The following is a 17,442-nucleotide window of genomic DNA, read 5'->3' on the forward strand; positions in this document are numbered from 1 at the left end:
TGAAACCAGGTTCGTCTTCATAAATGATGATAGTCGGATTTCCGACGTAAGAAATAAAAAATCCCTCACTGAGGGACTGAAACGCGTCCACCGAGTAGATAACACCCATTGGGTGCGCCTAGTAAGAAATAAAAAATCCCTCACTGAGGGACTGAAACTTATATGAGATGACAATGGGAGAGATATACTGCAGTACGTAAGAAATAAAAAATCCCTCACTGAGGGACTGAAACGCAGTCTGCACGCCATAACAGTAACTAAAAGGGCGCACAAGTAAGAAATAAAAAATCCCTCACTGAGGGACTGAAACAAATGAAACCGGCGATCGCGCTGGATTGAAACTCCTCGCGTGTAAGAAATAAAAAATCCCTCACTGAGGGACTGAAACCCGCACAAACAAACCGATATCACTATCAAAACGATCAAAAGTAAGAAATAAAAAGTCCCTCACTGAGGGACTGAAACGTTGCGCTCCGCAACGTCAGCCAGTGTCAGTGTATAGTAAGAAATAAAAAATCCCTCACTGAGGGACTGAAACTCGCCATAGTATTCAGGCTTCAACTCGATGGTGAACGGTAAGAAATAAAAAATCCCTCACTGAGGGACTGAAACGCCAAAAAGCGTGGCAATCCCGGCAAGGATACAGCTGTAAGAAATAAAAAATCCCTCAATGAGGGACTGAAACAAAAAAAGGTGACAGTCACCTTGAAGGTGACTGTCACCTGCTGCGCAATAAAAACGTCCCGAAGGTTTCAAACCCTCGGGACGTTTTGCTGATTACGGCTCCCACTGATAATTGATCAACGCGAACAACATCGGCTTGCCTTGCACGTATTCGACTCCCACGGTCCAGGCGCGCCAGTCCATGCCTCCGTATTGATCGGAGCCGGGCTTGCGTACCGTGTAGAAATTGACGTTGGCATATTCGGAGGGCCACGGCTCCAGCGAGAAGGTCGCGAGGTCGAGCGTGTCGTTGCAGTGCAGCGTGTAATTCGCGCTGAACACTTCTTGCAACTTCGGCAGGATGTGTTCGGAGAAGGTCCCGTTCGTATCCATGCCGCTTCCGGGCGCGGGTCCCCACTTCACCACGTAATCCGATTGGAAAACCCACGCGGCTTCTGCGGGAGAATAATTCGCCACCGTTCCCCAACGCCACAAGCGCAGGTCAAGTCCATGCTCGGGGCTGACGAGCGAACCCAGCAACTCGCCGTTCGAGTTCAACACAGCCGTTCGCAAATTGTTCAACAGGTCAGACACGCGCGAGTCGGAACAGAACGCGGACGAAGTCACTTGCTCGGTGAGGAATTTCGCGTTCACCCAGCCGACTCCGCCCGATGGATTCTGGATCTCCACCCAGCGGTCGCCTCCCGCGCTGGTTGCGGGTCCCGTGCGGTTCACACCGACGGTGTTGGGCGCGAGCGAGCCGACAATGGGCTGTCCGATCCCTGCGGCAGAGCGGATGTTCAGCACATCGTTCTTGCCGACAAGGATGACGGCGTACGGGTTGAAGATTCCCGTCACGGGCGGCAAGGATGTGGACATCGCAACTGAGGGCAAATTCGTGCTCGTCGGCACGAATTGCGTCGCTTGAGTTGGCTGTGACGTCGCTGTTTCGGCGGAGATGATCGGCGTGAACGTCGGCGCAACAAAAGGTGTCGGCGTATCAAACGGCGGCAGGGGTGTGTTCGTCGGCACAGGCGACTGGGACGCGCACGCGGCGACAGTTAAAAGTATGATGCAGAATAACAATATTTTTTTCGATGTGTTCTTCATGGGATTCTCATCGTCTTTAGTTTAACTCATTCCCCCGCTGAATTGTTCCCCGTCAACGGCGCCATGATTTGCCAAACAAATAGAACGGCGCTTGAGTTTGTATGAAATGCCAGACACGAACGCAGTATAATAAGCATGCACGCGAAACCCAAAATGAGGAGATTCAAATGGCTTACACATTGGATACCAAAGTCGGTGACATCTTGAAAGACACGGGGGCGGTGAAAGTCCTGGAGAAGTACGCTCCGGGCGTTTCCAAAAATCCCATGATCGGGCTGGCAAAGGGCATGACCCTCAAAACCCTGATCGCCATGCCGCAAGCCAAAGAGGCGGGCATCACCGAAGACATGGTAAAGAAAGTTCTGGCAGAGATCAACGCGCTGAAGAAATAACACACGCGTAACAAAAAATGGCAAGCCCAAAAGGTTTGCCATTTTTCATTGGATTGCCCCTAATTCAAAACGATGTCATTGCCCAACTCATCCGCGTTGTCTCACCGCCTCATATAAAATCAACGCCGTCGAAACCGACACGTTCAACGAATTCACTTTTCCCATCATCGGGATTTTCACTTTCACGTCCGCGTTCGTCATCCAAAAATCGGATAGCCCCTCATCCTCTGTCCCCACCGCGATGGCGACGGGCTGACTCAAATCTACATTGGAATAAATTTCATCGGCAGACGGAGTCGCCGCGACGATACGCATCTTTCCGCCTTTCAGCCACTTCAACGCCTCAGCATTCTCGCAAGCGACAACTGGCACGCTGAACACCGCGCCTCGACTCGCCCGCACCACGTTGGGATTCCACACATCCACGCGCGCGTCACAGACGAGAAGCGCATCCACGCCTGCCGCGTCGGCTGTCCTCAAGATCGCGCCGAGGTTGCCCGGCTTCTCGATGGACTCAGCCACGATGATGAGCGGCGTTTTGCTTAACTTCAAATCGTCAAGCGATGTTTGAGGGATCGGAAAGATTCCCATCCAGCCATCAGGGTTTTCACGATACGAAATCTTCTCGAAGACCGCGCGGGAGAGGGTCAAATGCTCACGGGCGGAGAAGGTCAACGAGCGCGAGACAAGTTCAGGGGCGGAGAGAACCGTCTGCGGGGTGTGTCCAGCCGCGAGGGCGAGTTGAATCTCGTCGAATCCCTCCACCAGCATCAAGCCGTCTTCGTTGCGAGTCTTTTTATCCTCGCGCAGTTTGACGATGTGTTTGATCCGAGAATTTTGGAGACTGGTAATGTCCGTCATTGTTCAAGCAACAAGCACGCGGCTCGATGCGTTTCGCTTAGTTCGATCAACTGCGGGTCTTTCTCTTTACAAATATCAATCGCAACGGGACAGCGCGGATGAAAGCGGCAACCCGTCGGCAAGTTGATCGGGTTCGGCGTTTCACCTTGAAGGATCACCCGCTCCCGCCGCAAACGCGGATTTGGAACAGGCGCGACAGAGATCAACGCCTTGGTGTATGGGTGCTGTGGATTCTGCAAGACCTCGCGCGCGGGTCCAATTTCTACCATGCGACCTAGATACATCACTGCGATTCGATCTGCGAAATAAGCGACCGTGCTGAGGTCGTGCGTGATGAATACAATGCTGATGCCGCGCTTCTGGCGCAGGTCGCGCAGTAGATTCAATATCTCGGCGCGGATGGAAACGTCGAGCATCGAGACGGGTTCGTCCGCGATCAACAACTCCGGTTGCAACACCATCGCGCTGGCGATCACCACGCGCTGGCGTTGTCCGCCCGAAAGTTCGTGCGGATAACGCGTGAAATAATCTTCGGCGGGACGCAACCCCGCATCCTCCAACGCTGATTTGACCGCCGCGACCCGTTCCTGCCGGTCTTTGATGAGTCCATGAACGACCAAAGGCTCGGCGACAATTTCAAAGATCGTCGCGCGCGGGTTCAATGATTCATATGGGTCTTGGAAGATCATCTGGGCGCGTTTGCGCAGTTGCTTCAAGCCGATATGCGGTTGTTGCGAATGCGTGTTGACAGACTTGCCGTCGAATACGATCTCGCCTTTGGTGAGCGTTTCCAATCCGATCAACGTCCGCGCAATGGTTGTCTTGCCGCATCCCGATTCTCCCACCACAGCCAGCACTTCACCGCGCGCGAGCGAAAATGAAACATCGTCCACCGCCTTGACGTTTAAATGTGGACGGCGTCTCAGTGAGTCAAGGATTTCCTGATGCACCGGGAAATATTTGAACAGTCCGCGCACTTCGAGCATGGGAGTCTGCGTCGTCATAGGTCAGCCTCCGCGCCATCGCGCAAAATGCACGAGACGTAATGCTTGGGAGAAACTTCGAGCAATGGAGGATTGATCTGCGAACATTTCTCGATCTTCAAATGACAGCGCGGCTCGAAGCGGCAACCCGGCGGGAGATTCGTCAAGCGCGGCGGCGTACCGGGGATGGACGCCAACGTATCGCCCGGCTTGGTCACATCGGGGAACGCCTCGAGGAGTTTTTGTGTATAGGGATGCTGCGCCTCGTTGTAGATATGATCCGCCGTTCCGTATTCGGCAACTTTGCCGCCATACATCACCACGACCGAGTCGCACACTTCCGCAACGACTCCCAGATCGTGCGTCACCAACACGATCGCAAGCCCAAGCGACTTTTGAATTTCTTTCAAGAGTTGCAGCACCTGCGCCTGGATCATCACATCCAATGCGGTGGTCGGCTCGTCGGCAAATAGCAGGTCGGGCGCGCACGCCAATGCCATGGCGATCATCGCGCGTTGCCGCATCCCGCCCGAGTATTGATGCGGATATTGATCGCGGCGAGTCGGCGCAATGCCGACCATCTCCAACAAATCTCTCACTCGTTTTTCCGCCGCGTCTTCATCCATCAAGTTATGCAACATGATCGCTTCATGGATCTGGTCGCCCACCTTCATCACCGGGTTGAGCGCGTTCATCGCTCCCTGAAACACGATCGCCATGCTCTTCCAGCGATAGTCGCGCATCTCGCGTTCGGATAACGACAGCAAATTCGTGTCGTTGAACATCACCTTGCCTGCGGTGATCTTTCCGCCAGCGGGTAACAGCCGCATCAGCGACATGAGCGTGGTCGTCTTCCCCGAACCCGATTCGCCGACCAGCCCGATCGTTTGCCCGGGCATCACATCAAATGAAACGTCTTCCAACGCGCGCGCGATCTTGCCTTCCGGTGTGACGAACTCCGTCGTCAGTCCGCGCACGCTGAGCAGTGGTTTCCCGTTGTTCATCCTTTAGACTCCACATCCGCGATTGCAATCATGCCTGCCTCGCCTTCAAGATGATGCGCCGCCAAACGCGGGTTCAACATTTCCTCGAGGACATTTCCGAGCAGGATGCACCCCAAACTCACCCACAAGATGGCGATGCCGGGCGGGAGATAAAACCACCACGCGCCATTGGATATCGCGCTTCGGTCGAACGCAAAGTTCAACATCGTTCCCCACGACGGTTGAGTTGGGTCGCCCAACCCGAGAAACGCCAAGCCTGATTCGATCAAGATCGCGGTGGACAGGATCAACACGGTGTTCGCCACGATCAACGGCATCAACTGCGGCAAAATATGTTTGCGGATGATGTGCCAATGTCCCGCGCCGATCGCTCTTGCCCGCGCTACGAATTGCCGCTCTTTGATAGTCAGCGTTTGCGAACGGATCAAGCGCGCGGTGCTTGTCCAATAGAGCAGACCGATCACGACGATCAACACTGCCAACGGGGAAATTTTCAGCTCCATTTGGCGGATGGTTGCCACCAGCACAAGCATGAGAGGCAGGTCGGGTATCACCAGAAGCACGTCGGTGATTCGCATGATGAGGCTGTCTATGGCGCCGCCGAAGTATCCCGCCGCAATTCCCAACGCGCTGCCCACGAACATTGCAATGAAGCCAGCCATGAATCCTACGACCAGCGAAATGCGCGAGCCGAACACAAGCTGCGACCAAACATCATGCCCCGCGTCGTCTGTGCCGAGAACGCCATGAACGGAAGGAGGAGCAAACGTCAGCGCGCGGTTATTCGCATCGCGGATGATCTCGCTAGAGTCGTACGAGGTCAACGCAGGAGCGAAGATGGCTATGAACGCCGCGGTCGCCACCAAAAAAGCGCCGACCAATCCCAGTTTGTTTCGGCGGAACGTTTTCCAAAATTCCGCGAGGTTGCGCAAGAGGAGATTCCAATTTTCGCCCATGTCAATTCGCTTTCACGCGCGGGTCTAAGTAAGTGTACAAAATATCGGCAAGCATGTTGGCGACGATCACGCTGACCGCAAGCAAGAGAAACGCTCCTTGCAAAAGCGGGTAATCCTGTTTGACGAGCGCGGTTTGCACAAGGTTGCCTAAGCCGTCGTAGGAAAAAACTGTTTCGATGTAAATTGCGCCGGAAACAGTGAAGCCAAGGTTCAACGCAATGATCGTCACCATGGGAAGCATCGCGTTCTTCAATCCATGCTTGGTGAGGACTTGAAAGTGACTCATCCCTTTCGCGCGCGCGGTGAGGATGTAATCTTCGCTTAGCACTTCCAAAATGGACGAACGCATGATGAGCATGTATTCCCCCAAGTAAAGAATTGTAAATGTCAGCGTGGGCAATATCAGGTGACGGGCTAGGTCGGGAATGACGGTGTGCAGAGGCTTGCCGACATTTTCGGGGCTGACGATGCCGCCTGTGGGAAGGCCGAGCCATGTGCTGCCCGCCACCAGCAGAATAATTCCCAGCCAAAATGTCGGCGTCGCCCACGCGATCAACGAGAACGTGAGCGCGCCGACATCGAATGGCGTCTTGCGTTTCCATCCCGCAAGCAGTCCCAACACTGCGCCCAGGATGATCGAAAGCAATTGTCCCAAACCGATCAGCAACAGGGTATTCCAAAGTTTGGAAATCAAAATCTCGCTGACCGGCTTTCTCTGCGACCATGAGACTCCCAAGTTGCCCTGCGCCCATTGACCGAGCGTATCTACGAATTGGTCGGGGAAGACCGGCTTATCCAAGCCGAATTGTTCGCGCAGCGATTGCTGAACTTCGGCCGAAATGCGAACGTTCCGCCCGATCACTGCGCGGATGGGGTCGCCCGGCAGAACGCGAAACAGGATGAAATCGAGGAGAAGAACGAATAGCAATGTCAGCAGGGCAATGCCAAACTTGCCGAGTAAATAATCGCGGCGCGCCATCTTGTTAACTCTTTCTTTGCCGCAGAGCGCGCAGAGAACTCTGAGAAAAAACTTTTAGAAATCTCCCTGAACTCGATGTTCTCTGCGGCTGAGGCTCTTTCTCATGCGTGTAAAATGCGCTCTCTTTTATACAACGTCCCGAAGGTTGGTGTGGCACAACAAAGTTTTTCAAGGAAACCTTCGGGACGTTTTGATGTTACTGAACAGGTTTTGCCTGGGCAAGCGAGGCATCGTCGTCGAGTCCCAGAGGCGATTCGATAAAGTTGGTGAATCGGTCGGAGCGATAGGCTTGAAGATAGTTGCTGTAATAGAGGACGATGTACGGGCGGTCGTTGTAGACCATGTCTTGCATCTTGTAGATGATCTCCTGCCGCTCTTCTTTGTTGACCGCGGTTTGTTGATCGAGATAGAGCTGGTCGTACTCGGGGTTGTGATACCCGGCGTCGCTCCAGCCGCCAATGACGAACTGGTCGGTTAACATGATGCTCAAGATGAAATCGGGATCGGGGTCCGCGCCCCAACCCCAGATCACAAGATCGTAGTCGCCAACCCCGGTGGTCGCGGCGATCAGCGTGTCCGAGTTGACGCCTTCGGGAGTTGCCTTAATTCCGATCTGGCTATACCAATCAGCCAGCAGGTCGGCAATGCGCGGATAGTTTGAAGAGTCCACATCGAATTGCAAGCGGAACTCAAGCCGCACGCCGTCTTTTTCACGGACGCCGTCAGCGCCTTTGACATACCCGGCATCCTCAAGGATTTGGTTGGCTTTCTCGATGCTGAATTCCGGTGTTTTGATATTCGGGTTGTGCCAGAAGCCGCCGCCTAACGTGGGCGGAACGATCGTGTCGCCTGGCGTGCCTTGACCCTGCAAAACAATATCAATGATATCCTGCCGGTTCATCGCGGTTTCCAGCGCAAGGCGCACAGCGGGGTCTTTCAACGCTGGGTTGCCTGTCGGCGCGGGATCGTTATCTTCGGAAACGTCATTGATGATCAATTCATCGAAACTGCGTCCATCGAATGCGACCGCGGTGACGCCATCGAATCCTTTGACGGTTTCGAACGCGCTGGCGGGCACGTCGGAGAGCAGGTCAATATCGCCAACCTTGAGCGCTTGAATCATCGCGTCGGCCGAATCGAACTTTTGATAGATCACCTGATCAATGAACGGCGCGCCGTCCACAAAATCTGGGTTTGCGTCAAGGATTACCACCCCGGTGTCTTTATCGAATGTGGTGAGTTTGAATCGACCTGTGCCAATCGGCTTATCGTTGGTGAAGTTTTGCAAATCTTCCGGCGTCGTGAACGATTCAAAATCAGGCGGATACACGGCATACAAGAAAGACAGTCTGTACTCCATGTTCGCGATTGGATATTCTGTGACGATCTGAACTGTCTTGTCATCAGGCGCGGTGACTTCGCTGAATCCGCCCACGTAGCCTGAAAGCGCCGCCCAGCCGTCGGGGTCCGCCATGATTGCGTTGATCGCCCATGCTATCTGGTCGGCAGTGAGCGCCTCGCCGTTATGCCATTTCAATCCGTCTTTCAGTGTGAACGTCCACGTCAAGCCGTCTTCCGACGCGCTCCATTCTTTCGCTAGCGCGCCAACGTATTCCCCCGAAGAATCTTCAGTCACCAATGGCGAATAGACCAGATCGAAAATAGCGTATGCCTCGGTGAGAAACGCATAGGCTGGGTTAAGCGTGTCAGGTTCGCCGAGCCACCCGATCTTCAACACCGACGGCGCGTCATTGGTTGTAGGCGCATCTGTCGCCGCTTGCGTCGCAGGCGCTCCCCCTCCACATGCGGATAAGATCAACGCCAACAGGGTTATGGCAACAAAAAAGGTATGTCTGGTTTTCATCATTCACTCCTCTAGTTTAATGAGAACCGCATCGCAAGCCTGTAGAGCCGCGATGCGGGGTAAACCATTGTTATACTTGGTGAAACGCGCGTACTGAGTTTTCGGTCGAGTACATTGAGAATTATTCTACTGTATATTCCGATTTGAGGAAAGATAATCAACTGGACAAATGACAGCGTGAGTTCATTGCGCAGGCGTTCAAAGAATCTTGGTGAGGTTTTTCGTTTGTTCATATCGTTTCACTTGCTTGCATCAAACGAGCACAGAAATTTGATGCTGTTTTGTCTAGGAGCATCCATCATAGAAGACTCTCTCGGATAAAAGTATGGGGACGCAGAAAAACCCTGATGAACGCTGACTCAAGAAAAAATCGGCGTTTTCTGCGATTATCAGCGTCCAAATACGTGACGTGTTCCTCTAATGGCTACTCGCGCTCTGAAGAGTCTCGACCTTGAGTTGCACGATGCTGATTGTTTTGGAGTTATGTGGTCGTTTGTGCAGTCGGCGTTTACGCCAACAGGGACGTTAGAGAACGCCCCCTACCCTATAATTTGTTTCGAACGATCACTTGTTTGAAGGGATAAAAGGGTAGAAAAATAAAGTGATGTATTTGGCTACGCGCAAATTATAAGGAGACACATAAATGACTTCTTTCTTTCGATACGATGAAATGGCTTGGGATAAAGTAGCCGAGTTGCCGCGCGACACTCCGCTCGTTCTGCCGCTCGGTTCAGGCTTCGACTGGAACCTGGTCGCAAGCCAGCTAGGGAGTCCAACACGTGCGGGCCTTCTGCCGCCGTTCCCATTCGGCTGGCGCGGAAGTGGACTCGAATTGCCCGATAAGATTTTCGCGCAATACGTTTTCAACTTGTTGGACAGTCTGCGCGACGACGGATTTTCGCGCGTGTATTGTCTCGCGCCATCGGGCATTGATCCGCAATCAACATTTATTTTGCAAAATTCATCCTCGGTTCTTCGCCTCCCCTCCCCTACTCTTTTCACGGCGTCAACGTTCTTACCGCCCGATTCAGAGCGCGGAAAAGTGATATTGATCCCCATTGGTCACACCGAGCAACATGGATTCCATCTTCCCCTCTCGGTTGACACCATCATCATTGATTCAATCGCAAAAGGCACTGCGTCTAAATTGCCTACGCGCTGTTGGGCAATGCCAGTGATGCCGTACGGAGTCAGCACACACCGTTCATCTTTTGCGGCGACAATGAACGCAGGCGGTCGCGCGTTTGAAGATTTTTGGGTCGCAGTGATTGACTTACTCGCCTCGCGCGGATTTGATCGCTTCTATCTAATGAGCGGACATGGAGGCAATACATCGTTTTTAGTCAACGTTGTGAAGTATGCGGGTGAACGTCATCGCAGAATCTTTTGCGCAACTTCCTTCCTTCATACATCAGGCAGAATTGGATCAGAAGTGATTCCGAAATATCGCACATCGAAGATCGGCGGGATGGGTCACGCGGGCGAACTTGAAACTTCGTACATGCTTCATTTGCGCCCAGACCTTTGCAACATGGATCGAGTTGTAGATGAAACCGATTTCGTCGCCACACCTGATTACTACATGGATTGGATCGAAGGCGGCGCGCTGGTTGCGAATCCACCGTGGGATGATGACACGAGGACAGGCGCGTACGGCGCGGGGAGTCATGCCACTGCGGAGAAAGGTAAGTTATGGTTCGAAGCCGCCATTGAAGAGAAAGCGGATCACGTGGAGCAGATCCATGAACAGCATGAGAGGCGCGAGACGAGGCGGAATGAGGGGTATGGGCTTTGGGGAAAGGGGAAGTAATTGGTAATTGGTAATTGGTAATTGGTAAGTGGTAAGTGGTAATTGGTAATTTGATGGTCGAGACTCGGGCAGTCGAGAGCAGAGATTAGGGTTCGTAAAAATATAAATTCCCTGTTGCGGGTGCAGTTGCACTACATCCCGCTCGCAGTGCAACTGCAAGCGAACAAACATACGGGAAGTTATTAATTTACCGACCCTTAGAGATTGGAGACTGGAGATTGGGGTCGTTGAGAGGCGGAGAATTGGAGAATTTTGTGCCGCGAACTTTTGAGGGATCGCGGCACAGTTTTATTTTATGGTGGACTTTTGTTTTTCCCACAAACGACGATCTTCTTTTTTCTCGGCGTCGAGATATAACGGATGGACTTCTTTTACAACTTGATGCCCGTGCGAGGTCCATAAATCGGCGGCGAGTTTTCTGGTGTCACATTCCACGCCTTGCGTTTTGAAATATTGACACACGCGAGTCACGTCGCGCAAGAAGATCGTCCATGCGGAGGGATTCGCTTCGGCGAACGTCACTTGCGGGAAATCTATCAGCGTGATGTCGCCGTCCCAGTAGAGGATGTTGTAGGCGGACAAGTCGCCGTGGATCCGCTCGAGGGTTAGAAGCAGGTCCAAATTGCGAATGACGCGGTCAAACAATTCGCGCGCTTCATCACGCTCGAGAGTCACCGTGTTGAGAGTCGGCGCGGCATTGCCAACATCCCCAATGTATTCCATCAGGATCGCATTCTTCTCCATGCTCACAGGCTTCGGCACATCTGCGCCCGCGGCGTGAAGCATCTCGAGCGTGCTGAACTCGTACGCGATCCACGATGTGTGACGCACTTCTTCGCCGTATGCCGTGCGTTTGATGATGGCGTTGATGTCTGCCTCTTTGACCAATCGCTTGCCGTCTTTGCCGAGGTCGGTGCGACCCGTGCGATAGATTTGATCGTTCTTGAGGTTGCGCAACGAGCGCGGACGATACACCTTCGCCGCGAGGAGAGACGGTTCGGACTCAGTGGATGCTTGACACAGATATACGGACGCCTCTTTGCCGCCCTTGAGCCGACGCAGGACATCGCTGATGAGTTTGTGTTCGTAAAACGGACCGATGGAATCGAGAAGCCACCACTCTTCAAATCGCGCGGCTTTGTAGGTGAACTTGTATGTGCCAGCCGAGTCGTCTTGCTGTGACTTGAATGCATGATCCGACTCCGATTCTTTCTTCGGGTTGCGAAGCGGATATTTTTGTTTGCGTCCGTTTTTTGTTTCATTGTCGAGTCGGTCGTCATCGTCCAACTCGTCGAAAATTTGTATGTAGTGTTTTGTGTCCATTTTGTTTACAGATGAAATTGAAAAGGTGGATACGTTTTCCTGCGGTCGCCCTCTTGGTATGTCACCCTGAGCGCTAGCGAAGGGTCTCAATGATTATCACGGAGATTCTTCGCCGCAAAGAGCAAGAGCGCGGCTCAGAATGACATGTCTATAATGGGTTAAAACAAAAACCGCAGGTGAATGCGCCTGCGGTTACATGCAACATAAAACGACTGAAGTCGTTACTACGATTTGCCGACAGGAGGCGCGTTCAAAACTTGGGTTGTGGATAATACGCTGGCTTTCATGGCAACATGCCTCCTTTCAGGGTTGGTTAAGATGTTCGGAGTTTATCACTGGGGAAATTTTGCGTCAAGGAAAAATCGGTGGTCGAGAAGAGCCGAACGGAGTGAGGCTCGTATCGAAACCACCACATCGTAAAGCAAATCTTGTTACAAAAGTTCGTACGCGAACCTGTGGTTTCGATACGTCCCGCGACGAGCATCGCGGGACTACTCAACCACCGTTTTCACTTATATTATCTTCCTCTTACTCTCAAATACAGGCTTATTCTCCAAAATCCTCTGCGGCGAAAAAATGGACAGGTCGAGAGTCGGCGTTTTGCCCAGCATCAATTCAGCGATGTACCTCCCCACGGCGTGACACTGCTGGAACCCGTGCCCTGAAAATCCGTTGGCGAGGTAGAAACCTTTCAACTGAGTCCATTCGCCGAGGATCGCGTTGCCATCTAGTGTGTTGACCTCGTACAGCCCCGCCCAGCCGCGCAGGATTTTGAGTCGGTCAAACGAAGGGATGTTGTCCACAAGTTCGGACCAGATCCGTTTCTCGAAGATGTTTTTCTCCCAGCGGAAGTCATCGTAGCCGATGTAATCGTCGGGGAACGACTTGCCGACCATGAACAATCCTTCACCTTCGTGAATGACGTACAAGCCTGAGGGCAAAAACAAGACGGGTAAAACTCCCTCGCCGTGATAATTCGTTTCAACAATCGTGACCTGTCGCTTCGTCGGCGCGATCGGCAGTTCCACGCCAAGGGATTTGGCAATCTTCGGCGCCCATGCCCCTGCCGCGTTCATCACGATGTTGCTATTCAACACTTCGCCAGATACAAGCTTGACGCCAGAGACTTGATTCCCCTCTTTCAAAACTTCAATCACCTCGGCTTGGATGTATTTCGCACCGAGCGAAATCACTTTCTTTTTGTAACCATCCAACACCGCCATAGGTAACATCGTCCCATCGTGCGGACCGAACGCGCCAGCGACGCAATCCTTCAAGTTGTAAAGCGGGAAATGTTGTTGAACTTCATCTGGCGTCAGCCAATGGACTTCACAGCCGAGACTCTTTTGCAGAAGCATCCCTTCATGAGATTCATCGCGGCTGGCTTCATCCAGCACGAACAGATTCCCCTGCTGACGAAATGCAGGGTCGGGCTTTTCGCCGCCAACGGACATCTCGTCGGCAAAGGTCTTGAGAACCTCAAGCCCGTACTGTGACATTTGAATATTCTCTTTGATGTTGAATTGGATGCGCGTATTCCCGTCCGATAGCGGCGTGGACGCTCTCTCGTAGGTCGGGTCCATTTCAAGGATGGCGACGTTGATGCGCGGATCGTCCCTCAACAAATAGTACGCGGTCGCGCATCCCGTCACCCCGCCGCCGATGATTAGGGCATCGTATGAATTCAGCATGTGTGACAACTACAAAGAGTTCTTGTGTTTTTTGCTTTCCCGATAATTAGTTATTGCACCATAGAAGGCAAAGAAACTGATTACGATCGTTGGCAATGCCGCGGGCCAGTTGTGCGGATAAAAATACAACAAAAGAAGCCCAACCAAACAAAAGGTGACTCCAAATATTGACGCAAGCCAAACTCCGCGCACATAATTAGAACCCAAACGGTAGTACTGACCTTTCGTACGCTGAAATATGTCGTTTATTTCATTAACTGCTGTTTCGCAGCTATCTTTACACGCTAATCCGTTTCCCACATCTACAGCACATTCCCGACATAAGCCTTTGTGACAGTTCTTGCACAATCCAATAGCTGGAACACCATGATGGTAATAACAATTCATAAACGACCTCTGCTATCTTGGTCTTGCAAAATCACGAGGCGCGACTCCGCGTCTGTGCCTGTGACCGTAACTTGCGAGCGAACGCAACGCTATCGCCAATATCCTGCCGCTTCGACCAAACACCCACTAAGCCAGACTTGAGCAAGTCACTTGCTTTCATAGGTTTGACGGATTGTCTTGCCCGCTCGATCAACCGCGTGGCAAGAAGCAATTGTTCATTGGGAGATAGGCGATCTGCTTGTTTCAGTAATTTTTCCAAAGTTTCCAGAGCCATTTTGTGCTTCCTTTCAACTCAGTGGTTCAATTTTATCACGCGCGGCGGTTACTGGTTTTTTCATAGGTCGGGTCCATTTCAAGGATGGGATTCGCAGGGCTAAAGCCGCTTGCTCAGCACATGGAAGCCCTTCGGGCTGATCTCGCGGCGACGCTCGCGAGTCCGCTTGAGCGGACTTCCACGAACTGAGGCAGGATGCTGCGCGACCCGCCGAAATCCAATCGTGGCTGATAACTGTTCACTGATAACTCCTCACCTCTTCCTCTCCCACCCCTCCACCCACTTCTCCCCTCTCCTCATCACCTCCTCATGATCCTCAGGGACAGGTAAATCCTTCAAGAACTCAATCGAATATTCCTTCAACCGTTTCTGCACATGCGGTTGACCCGCCTCCAGCCACTTCTCCATGCTCCAGCGCGGGAAGATGCGGCTGACGTAGTATCCCGTTTTGTAATTTTTCAACGTAGACGGCGCGGAGACGAATCCCTTGCCTGGTCCCACCGCGTGGATTTCGTCCAAGCCCACCGAAGCAGAGTCAAGTTGAAATCCCGAAGAGAAGCGTAGAGCCTGATCAATGATCTCGTGACAGTAGATAAACGTCAACGGCGAGACGGCTTTCGATCCCAACGTATCGCCGATGAACGGAGCGATGCCGCCCTTCGTCAGAGTCATCATCAGCGTGTTCATCCAAAATGTTTCCGCGGCGAGCAAGTCCATGCCCCAGCCTGTGCCGCTCCCCGACGTGCCGCAATGCGGGATGCCGTAATGCGCCATCATCTCGGCGCAGGCGAGGCTGTCTAACACGCTTTGCGGATCGTAAAAATTTTGCAGTGTTTTCATGTCGAGATACACGGGCAACATGCCGAGGAACATCGGCGCGCCTTCTTTATACAATTGCCCGATGACCAAGCCCGCGAGCAACTCCGCCATCAACACGGCGATCGTCCCTGCGGGCGTGATCGGCGTGGTCGCGCCCGACAAACTGTAATTGGATATGATGACGGGCAGTCCGCGCTCGATGGCGATTTTCATTTTGTCCACCGTGCCTTCGTTCATCACCAGCGGCGAGACGGGATTGAAATACGGAATGATAAAAGGCTTGTCGCCCAGGTCGCGCGTGTGCAAATGCTGGATCATGTTCAACACATCGTCGAATTTTTTTTCGTCCGAACACAACAACACCATCGGCTTCGTGCCGTTCGCAAAATGTTCAAGCGAGCCAAGCAGATCGGTCAGATAATCTGGCACGTCGCGGCAAATGCCGATCGTCGAGACCATGTCGTACAGCGGCAATTTATTTCCGACGCGCACCATGTCTTGCATGTGTTTACGCTGAAACTCCACAGGCGTATCGGTCTCTGGCTCCTGATAAAACAACGCGGTGACTCCGATTCCGAATCGCGCGCGGTCTTCTTCATTCCCAATTTGGAATTGCGGATTCCCTCGTCGGTCATAGATTTGGATTCTGCGCGGCGCGGCTTTTATCGCCCATTCGACCACCTCGCTCGGTATCCGCACGGTTCTTCCCTCGACGTTCGACCTGCCTACCCTTTTCCCCAACATCTCCACCGCCGACGGCGAGTCCACACGCACGCCCGTCGTCGCGAGCAGTTGCAACGTGTACTGATGAATCTCCTCCCTCTGCGACTCACTCAACAACCTCATCTGCGGTCGGACGTTGTTCATATATTCTCCAATTTTTTCGCGCTGAGCGGAGGGACAGTGTTCTTCTGTCCCGTAGACGAAGCGCATGTTTCAAGTTGTGTTGAGTTTCCATGCAACGCGCGCTTCGTCTACGCTCTTTGCTTGTTTGTACTCGTCCTGAGCGGCGTGAAGAGCGTAATTTGCGATGAACGAAGACGAAGGACGCTCCGCTCAGCGCGAATTGCTTTTTTCTACCCACTCTTCACATATTCATCAAAAAAATCCACCACGCGGATCATAAAATCAAACCACGGTTGACCCACAAACGAATGACCCTCACCCTCATAGCGAAACAGTTCAACATCTTTCCCCGCATCGCGCAACGCTTGATCCAACTTGATTGACCATTCAGGCGGCGTGCCACTGTACACGAGTCCATCGTTCGACCCATAATGGATTTGTATCGGCGCGTCAATAGAATCAAGATGAAAGATCGGCGAGACACTCTTCATCAACTCCGAGTCGCTCGGCGCGTTGTGAAACGCGTTGAGCAGGCTGTTCGGCAACTCAAGCGGGACAACATCCGCCGAATTGCATCCGAGAAGTTGCTCGCCCGCGGCGATGTCGCCGAGACAACCATTGCCCCAACGCGCAATCACATCCGCATGATCCGCGCTGACGGAGGAATAGAGGACAGCGGCTTTCACAGTGGTCTCGATACGCCCCTCGCTATCGCTCGGGGCTACTCGACCACCGAGGATCGTCAACACCTTCATCGTCACTCCCCCTCCCATGCTGTGACCCCACATCCCAACCCGCGTCGCATCCGCCTGCGGAATGGACGGGATCGCATTGAGCAAATTGATCACATCAATCGCCAAGCCTGAATAGAAGAGACTCTCCCCCACATCCGACCCGCCCCAACTGCGATAATCGGACGCGAGGGTGATGTATCCCCGCTCCGCCAGAAACACGGACGAGCGATCTGTGCCATCGCCCGACGTGTAAATGCTCCGCGCGTAGAATCCGTGATTCATCACAATGACAGGGAACGGACCCTCACCCTTCGGAATCTGCATCACACCCGTGATCGTCAACCCGTCGCTGGGATAATCAATCAGGTACGCGGTGTACTTGTCCGTTTCGGTCAACGTTTCGAGGATGCGAACCTCCCCGCTTTGATACTCATGCTGGCGCAGTCCCTCGATGGTGTAGGGATAAATTATTTCTTCAATTGTAGGAGTCGGCGAAGGGAGCGGCGTATCCGTTGGAAGAGGAACAGGCGTGATGGCCTCAATCACAACATGAGGCGGAGGCAGGGTTCGGGTTGGAGGAGGTTGCGAGGGTTGGCAGGCGGTGAGGAGGAGAAAGCAGAAGAGATAACTACGGCGATTCATGTTTGCTAATTTTCTCTTCTTGAAATTTGGTGACGTAATTCAGCCTCAACTCCTGTTTTAGAATTGGCAATGAAAGGGATCTCTTGATTATCCAACACAACGTG

14 protein-coding genes and 1 CRISPR repeat array are annotated in these 17,442 nt (G+C 52.9%); of the genes, 2 read left to right on the forward strand and 12 right to left on the reverse strand.

Translation table 11 applies throughout. The features are described 5' to 3' along the window. Positions 1–46: 46 nt before the first annotated feature. Positions 47–685: a CRISPR direct-repeat array (repeat unit 37 nt; unit sequence GTAAGAAATAAAAAATCCCTCACTGAGGGACTGAAAC). Between the two features lie 92 nt (positions 686–777). Then, positions 778–1,773, reverse strand: a complete 996-nt coding sequence (locus tag AC16KF_RS09740) for an SH3 domain-containing protein (protein ID WP_484037118.1) — start codon at positions 1,771–1,773, stop codon at positions 778–780. Positions 1,774–1,940: 167 nt separating this feature from the next. On the opposite strand from AC16KF_RS09740, the gene AC16KF_RS09745 reads away from it, so the two are divergent. Further along, the gene (locus AC16KF_RS09745) at positions 1,941–2,165 is read left to right on the forward strand and encodes a hypothetical protein (protein ID WP_484037119.1); all 225 of its coding nucleotides are present in this window, start codon (positions 1,941–1,943) and stop codon (positions 2,163–2,165) included. Between the two features lie 87 nt (positions 2,166–2,252). Here AC16KF_RS09745 and AC16KF_RS09750 read toward each other — a convergent pair whose 3' ends face one another. From AC16KF_RS09750 to AC16KF_RS09775, 6 genes are all read right to left on the reverse strand, one after another. Next, the gene (locus tag AC16KF_RS09750) at positions 2,253–3,026 is read right to left on the reverse strand and encodes a TrmH family RNA methyltransferase (RefSeq protein WP_484037120.1); all 774 of its coding nucleotides are present in this window, start codon (positions 3,024–3,026) and stop codon (positions 2,253–2,255) included. Continuing rightward, on the reverse strand, positions 3,023–4,030 hold the full coding sequence (locus tag AC16KF_RS09755) for an ABC transporter ATP-binding protein (protein WP_484037121.1): 1,008 nt from the start codon (positions 4,028–4,030) through the stop codon (positions 3,023–3,025). Before AC16KF_RS09755 ends, AC16KF_RS09750 begins: the two co-directional genes overlap by 4 nt. Next, positions 4,027–5,013 (reverse strand): ABC transporter ATP-binding protein, encoded by a 987-nt coding sequence (locus AC16KF_RS09760; RefSeq protein WP_484037122.1) that lies wholly within the window; start codon positions 5,011–5,013, stop codon positions 4,027–4,029. Before AC16KF_RS09760 ends, AC16KF_RS09755 begins: the two co-directional genes overlap by 4 nt. Next, a complete protein-coding gene (locus AC16KF_RS09765; RefSeq protein WP_484037123.1) occupies positions 5,010–5,969 on the reverse strand; it encodes an ABC transporter permease in 960 nt (319 codons plus the stop codon). The genes AC16KF_RS09760 and AC16KF_RS09765 overlap by 4 nt, the downstream gene beginning before the upstream one ends. A gap of 1 nt (position 5,970) precedes the next feature. After that, entirely contained in the window at positions 5,971–6,948 is a 978-nt protein-coding gene (locus AC16KF_RS09770) for an ABC transporter permease (RefSeq protein WP_484037124.1), read from the reverse strand. A gap of 196 nt (positions 6,949–7,144) precedes the next feature. Next, on the reverse strand, positions 7,145–8,812 hold the full coding sequence (locus AC16KF_RS09775) for an ABC transporter substrate-binding protein (RefSeq protein WP_484037125.1): 1,668 nt from the start codon (positions 8,810–8,812) through the stop codon (positions 7,145–7,147). Between the two features lie 643 nt (positions 8,813–9,455). On the opposite strand from AC16KF_RS09775, the gene AC16KF_RS09780 reads away from it, so the two are divergent. Further along, complete coding sequence (locus AC16KF_RS09780) at positions 9,456–10,622, forward strand: creatininase family protein (protein WP_484037126.1); 1,167 nt, start codon at positions 9,456–9,458, stop codon at positions 10,620–10,622. Between the two features lie 288 nt (positions 10,623–10,910). Here AC16KF_RS09780 and AC16KF_RS09785 read toward each other — a convergent pair whose 3' ends face one another. The 5 genes from AC16KF_RS09785 to AC16KF_RS09805 form a co-directional block, all read right to left on the reverse strand. Further along, positions 10,911–11,945: an RIO1 family regulatory kinase/ATPase domain-containing protein gene (locus AC16KF_RS09785; RefSeq protein WP_484037127.1), complete on the reverse strand. Its 1,035-nt coding sequence runs from the start codon at positions 11,943–11,945 to the stop codon at positions 10,911–10,913. A 512-nt stretch (positions 11,946–12,457) separates the two neighbouring features. Then, positions 12,458–13,636, reverse strand: a complete 1,179-nt coding sequence (locus AC16KF_RS09790; RefSeq protein WP_484037128.1) for an NAD(P)/FAD-dependent oxidoreductase — start codon at positions 13,634–13,636, stop codon at positions 12,458–12,460. A gap of 418 nt (positions 13,637–14,054) precedes the next feature. Then, complete coding sequence (locus AC16KF_RS09795) at positions 14,055–14,297, reverse strand: hypothetical protein (RefSeq protein ID WP_484037129.1); 243 nt, start codon at positions 14,295–14,297, stop codon at positions 14,055–14,057. A gap of 252 nt (positions 14,298–14,549) precedes the next feature. Beyond that, entirely contained in the window at positions 14,550–15,983 is a 1,434-nt protein-coding gene (locus AC16KF_RS09800; protein WP_484037130.1) for a trimethylamine methyltransferase family protein, read from the reverse strand. A 209-nt stretch (positions 15,984–16,192) separates the two neighbouring features. After that, positions 16,193–17,338, reverse strand: coding sequence for an alpha/beta hydrolase family protein (locus tag AC16KF_RS09805; protein ID WP_484037131.1), 1,146 nt, complete (start codon positions 17,336–17,338; stop codon positions 16,193–16,195). Between the last annotated feature and the right edge of the window lie 104 nt (positions 17,339–17,442).

The sequence above is a fragment of the Candidatus Defluviilinea gracilis genome (genome assembly GCF_057138825.1).

What these genes read in the sequence shown, in the direction of transcription:
- AC16KF_RS09740 (WP_484037118.1), bottom strand. Translation starts at nt 1,773, where the DNA reads ATGAAGAACACATCGAAAAAAATATTGTTATTCTGCATCATACTTTTA.
- AC16KF_RS09745 (WP_484037119.1), top strand. Translation starts at nt 1,941, where the DNA reads ATGGCTTACACATTGGATACCAAAGTCGGTGACATCTTGAAAGACACG.
- AC16KF_RS09750 (WP_484037120.1), bottom strand. Translation starts at nt 3,026, where the DNA reads ATGACGGACATTACCAGTCTCCAAAATTCTCGGATCAAACACATCGTC.
- AC16KF_RS09755 (WP_484037121.1), bottom strand. Translation starts at nt 4,030, where the DNA reads ATGACGACGCAGACTCCCATGCTCGAAGTGCGCGGACTGTTCAAATAT.
- AC16KF_RS09760 (WP_484037122.1), bottom strand. Translation starts at nt 5,013, where the DNA reads ATGAACAACGGGAAACCACTGCTCAGCGTGCGCGGACTGACGACGGAG.
- AC16KF_RS09765 (WP_484037123.1), bottom strand. Translation starts at nt 5,969, where the DNA reads ATGGGCGAAAATTGGAATCTCCTCTTGCGCAACCTCGCGGAATTTTGG.
- AC16KF_RS09770 (WP_484037124.1), bottom strand. Translation starts at nt 6,948, where the DNA reads ATGGCGCGCCGCGATTATTTACTCGGCAAGTTTGGCATTGCCCTGCTG.
- AC16KF_RS09775 (WP_484037125.1), bottom strand. Translation starts at nt 8,812, where the DNA reads ATGAAAACCAGACATACCTTTTTTGTTGCCATAACCCTGTTGGCGTTG.
- AC16KF_RS09780 (WP_484037126.1), top strand. Translation starts at nt 9,456, where the DNA reads ATGACTTCTTTCTTTCGATACGATGAAATGGCTTGGGATAAAGTAGCC.
- AC16KF_RS09785 (WP_484037127.1), bottom strand. Translation starts at nt 11,945, where the DNA reads ATGGACACAAAACACTACATACAAATTTTCGACGAGTTGGACGATGAC.
- AC16KF_RS09790 (WP_484037128.1), bottom strand. Translation starts at nt 13,636, where the DNA reads ATGCTGAATTCATACGATGCCCTAATCATCGGCGGCGGGGTGACGGGA.
- AC16KF_RS09795 (WP_484037129.1), bottom strand. Translation starts at nt 14,297, where the DNA reads ATGGCTCTGGAAACTTTGGAAAAATTACTGAAACAAGCAGATCGCCTA.
- AC16KF_RS09800 (WP_484037130.1), bottom strand. Translation starts at nt 15,983, where the DNA reads ATGAACAACGTCCGACCGCAGATGAGGTTGTTGAGTGAGTCGCAGAGG.
- AC16KF_RS09805 (WP_484037131.1), bottom strand. Translation starts at nt 17,338, where the DNA reads ATGAATCGCCGTAGTTATCTCTTCTGCTTTCTCCTCCTCACCGCCTGC.